Here is a 3,658-nt window from a genome sequence, read left to right as displayed (position 1 = left end):
CGCTTTGGGGAAAGGTTCACATGGCTCAATTCTCAGTGGAAATTACGCGCCTATCCGGCTCAGTTCTGGGTGGAAATCAACACTCCTCGTTCTTGGAGACCAGCAAACGTCAGATCGTAGCTTCCGTCACTGTCCAATTTCCGGGGAGCAGCTCAAATGGCTTCTCTTCTGCTAACGCTGGCAACGTGCTTTGTCCGTCCAGGTGATGCGGAGATCAAAGCGCTGAGCAAGTTGGCGGCCAAGCTGGCGACGCGGCGGCAGGAGGGGATGTCAGCAAAGAACCGCGACCGCCTGCGCGCCCTCACCGACGCCAAAGCTCTTCAGAAGCTGCTGTTGCTTCCGGAGCGGCTATTTGCGCGAGCAGAACGGGGCGCTGACACGCCGCGTGCCAAGCTGGAGCGGGAGGACGCCTTAGCTTTGGCAATCCTGCAGGCCTGTCCGATCCGCCGCAAGAACCTGGTGGAGATCCACCTTGATCGGAACCTGCACCGTTCCGGAGATGGCAGCGTGTACCTGATCTTCGAAGAGGGCGAGACCAAGACCCGCCGGATGATCGAATTTCTTCTTCCGGAAGATGTCGCCTGCATGATCGACCGGCACGTGGCGACGCGGTCCCCCAAGCTTTGCCCCTCCGGTACGCGCTGGCTGTTTCCCAAGCGCGATGGCAGCGCGCCTATGCCTCCTGCACAGATGTCGACCAGGATCAGCACCAGGATCCGCCGCGAGATTGGTATCGACTTCAACACGCACCTGCACCGGCATCTGGCAGCAAAGATCTTGTTGGCCGACCGGCCGGGCAGCTATGAAGTCGTCCGCCGCTTGCTTGGGCATTCATCCACCAGCTCGACGCTGAGCGCCTATGTCGGCTTCGAAGCCGGCACGTCGACCAAGCTCTACGCCGACGTTCTCGCCAAGGCGCGCACGGCATGACGCGTATCAAGCTCTATCCGCATGAATGGCCTGAAGCCGATCAACAGATCTGGTCTGGCCTGCAGGCAAGGGGCAATCCTCTGGATGGCGTGGGTGCCTTTGCGCATCTTCGAGCCAGCACCATTGCGCAGCATGAGGCGGGGTACGGGCGCTGGATCGCATGGCTGAAGGAGACCGATCCTGCAGCACTCAGGGACGCACCCCTTTCTCGGATCAAACCGGAGCGGGTTGTGGCCTGGATGAGCTCCATGGGCGCCGACGCCGCCTATTCGCGTGTCATGCGGCTCGACACGCTGATCCGCATCATTGTTGCGGTCGATCGCGAAACGAATGTCACGAAGCTGCGCAGGATCCGCGCCATCCACTTTGCTCAGGCGCAGGACAGGAACGGCGAGCGGAAGCACGGGCGCATCCTGTCAGGAGCAGTCCTGCTGCAAGCGGGTTTGGCTCTGGCTGGGCAACACGCTGATGCCGGTTCAACCCTCGAGCGCATGCAGAAACTGCGCGACGGGGCGATGCTGGCGTTCCTCGCGCTGCTGCCGATCCGGCGTCGTGCCTTCGTCGGACTGGAACTGGGCCGCTCGGTGCTTCTCACAGCGCATTCCATCGAAATTGCTCTTTCACCGGAGATGACCAAAACCGGCAACACCTGGACGGCGATGGTCCCTGACCCGCTGGAGGGGCTGCTTCGCCACTATCTGTCTAACTCCCGCCCGTTTCTGCTGCGCCGTGGCGATGAGACCCACACGATGCTGTGGGTTGCGGACTCAGGCCGGCCCATGGGCTACTCGTACATGGGACGTCGTATCTGCGACCTGACTGCAAGGATGACGGGGGTCCGCGTGCCGCCACACTTCTTCCGGGACGCTGCCGCCACCACGCTGGCACGTGAGTCGCCTGAACATGCGCGCTCGGCCGGCCCTTTGCTGGGGCATACGAGTTTCAGAACAGCCGAGAAGCACTACAACCATGCACGCGTCATCGAAGCCGGGCGTGACTACAACGAAAGCCTCCGGCGTATCAGGAGCCAATCATGACCCGCGTCGCCATTTACGCCCGCTATTCCTCCGACCGGCAGCGGGACGCGTCGCTGGAGGATCAGGTGCGCGTTTGCCAGGAGCGCGCCGATCGGGAGGGCTGGACTGTCACCACCTCCTTCGGCGACCGAGCCATGTCCGGCGCGTCGCTGTTGCGGCCAGGCTTGCAGGGCCTGCTTGCCGAAGCCATGGCCGGACGTATCGAGATCTTGCTCACAGAGGCGCTTGACCGCCTGAGCCGGGACCAGGCGGATGTCGCCACCGTTTACAAGCAACTGAGCTTTGCCGGTGTCCGCATCATTACATTGGCGGAGGGTAAGATCAGCGAGCTGCATGTTGGGCTGAAGGGCACGATGAACCAGCTCTTCCTCAAGGACCTTGCCGACAAGACCCGGCGCGGCTTGCGCGGACGCGTCGAGGCAGGGCGCTCCGGCGGCGGCAACAGCTACGGCTATGACGTCGTGCGCCGCCTCGGCAGCGATGGCGAGCCGGCTACTGGCGAGCGTGCTATCAACGAGAGTGAAGCAGACATCATCCGGCGGGTGTTTCGAGAGTTTGCTGACGGCCGCTCGCCGAAAGCGATTGCACAGCGCTTCAACAAGGAGGGCATCCCCGGGCCACGGGGCCAGCTCTGGCGGGACACTGCCATTCGTGGTCATCGGATCCGCGGCACCGGGCTTTTGAACAACGAGCTCTACATCGGCCGTCTCATCTGGAACCGGCTGCGCTACGTCAAGGACCCGGCCAACGGACGCCGCGTGTCTCGGTTGAACCCGCCGGAGGCGCTGATCGTTACCGAGGTGCCGGAGCTGAGGATCATCGAGCAGGAGCTTTGGGAGCGCGTGAAGGCGCGCCAGGGCGAGATCGACCGGGAGCCGCGTGTCGCCGCGATCAAGGCCACGCGCTTCTGGGAGAAGAAGCGCCAAATCGACCTGCTGACCGGCCTGTTGCGCTGCGGGAACTGCGGTGGGGGCTTTGCCGCCGTCGGACGAGACTATCTGGCCTGCTCCGCCGCTCGCAAGCTTGGCACCTGTACGCAAAAGAAGTTCATCCGCCGCAGTGTGCTGGAGGAAGCGGTGCTGGAATTGCTCAAGGAGCGGCTAATGCAGCCGGAGGCGGTGGCACAATCCATCAAGACGGTAACGGAGCAGGTGAATGCCCGCCACGGCATGGCATCCGCTGCCAGTATGCAGCTGCAATCAGAGCGAGTCGCAATCATCCGCAAGCTTGAAGGCCTTTATGACGCCATCGCCGACGGTCTGCGGACGGCCGGACTAAAGACCAAGCTGGAGGGCTTGGAGACACGGCTCGCTCAGATCGATGAAGCGCTGGCTGCCCCTGCCCCGTCGCCTGTCCGCCTGCACCCGAACCTTTCGGAGCTCTATCGGCACAAAGTGGCTGAACTCGCGGCGACGCTTACCGACCCGGAAATCCGCACGCCGGCACTGGAGACCATTCGCTGCCTCATCGAGATCGTCACCGTCCGCCTCACACCTGAAGGCGTCACGCTGGAGCTTGAGGGGGCGCTGGCGGCGATGGTGGGTTTGGCACAAGGCGCAACAGCAAAAAGCCCGCTCGAAAGCGGGCTGAATGGGTGTTCGGTAGAAGTGGTTGCGGGGGCAGGATTTGAACCTGCGGCCTTCAGGTTATGAGCCTGACGAGCTACCGGGCTGCTCTACCCCGCGACAGGG

3 protein-coding genes, 1 tRNA gene and 1 pseudogene are annotated in these 3,658 nt (G+C 63.0%); 4 read left to right on the top strand and 1 reads right to left on the bottom strand.

Annotated elements, in window-relative coordinates; all coding sequences use genetic code 11:
- Window positions 1-156 precede the first annotated feature (156 nt).
- The 4 genes and pseudogenes from IE224_RS20515 to IE224_RS21550 all read left to right on the top strand — a co-directional run bounded on the left by IE224_RS20515 (window position 157) and on the right by IE224_RS21550 (window position 3,619).
- Window positions 157-930, top strand: a complete 774-nt coding sequence (locus tag IE224_RS20515; protein ID WP_191313344.1) for a tyrosine-type recombinase/integrase — start codon at window positions 157-159, stop codon at window positions 928-930.
- Complete coding sequence (locus IE224_RS20510; protein ID WP_191313343.1) at window positions 927-1,967, top strand: tyrosine-type recombinase/integrase; 1,041 nt, start codon at window positions 927-929, stop codon at window positions 1,965-1,967. The genes IE224_RS20515 and IE224_RS20510 overlap by 4 nt, the downstream gene beginning before the upstream one ends.
- A pseudogene (locus tag IE224_RS21555) lies at window positions 1,964-2,761 on the top strand (recombinase family protein); the annotation flags it as partial. The gene IE224_RS20510 and the pseudogene IE224_RS21555, both read left to right, overlap by 4 nt.
- Window positions 2,762-2,914: 153 nt before the next feature.
- Window positions 2,915-3,619: a recombinase zinc ribbon domain-containing protein gene (locus IE224_RS21550; RefSeq protein WP_506330853.1), complete on the top strand. Its 705-nt coding sequence runs from the start codon at window positions 2,915-2,917 to the stop codon at window positions 3,617-3,619.
- On the opposite strand, the gene IE224_RS20500 is transcribed toward IE224_RS21550, so the two are convergent.
- A tRNA-Met gene (locus tag IE224_RS20500) sits at window positions 3,576-3,652 on the bottom strand. The genes IE224_RS21550 and IE224_RS20500 overlap by 44 nt on opposite strands.
- Window positions 3,653-3,658 lie beyond the last annotated feature (6 nt).

It is taken from the genome of Paracoccus aerius, from assembly GCF_014656455.1.
Taxonomy (GTDB): domain Bacteria; phylum Pseudomonadota; class Alphaproteobacteria; order Rhodobacterales; family Rhodobacteraceae; genus Paracoccus; species Paracoccus aerius.
This window is presented reverse-complemented; position numbering and strand designations above follow the sequence as displayed.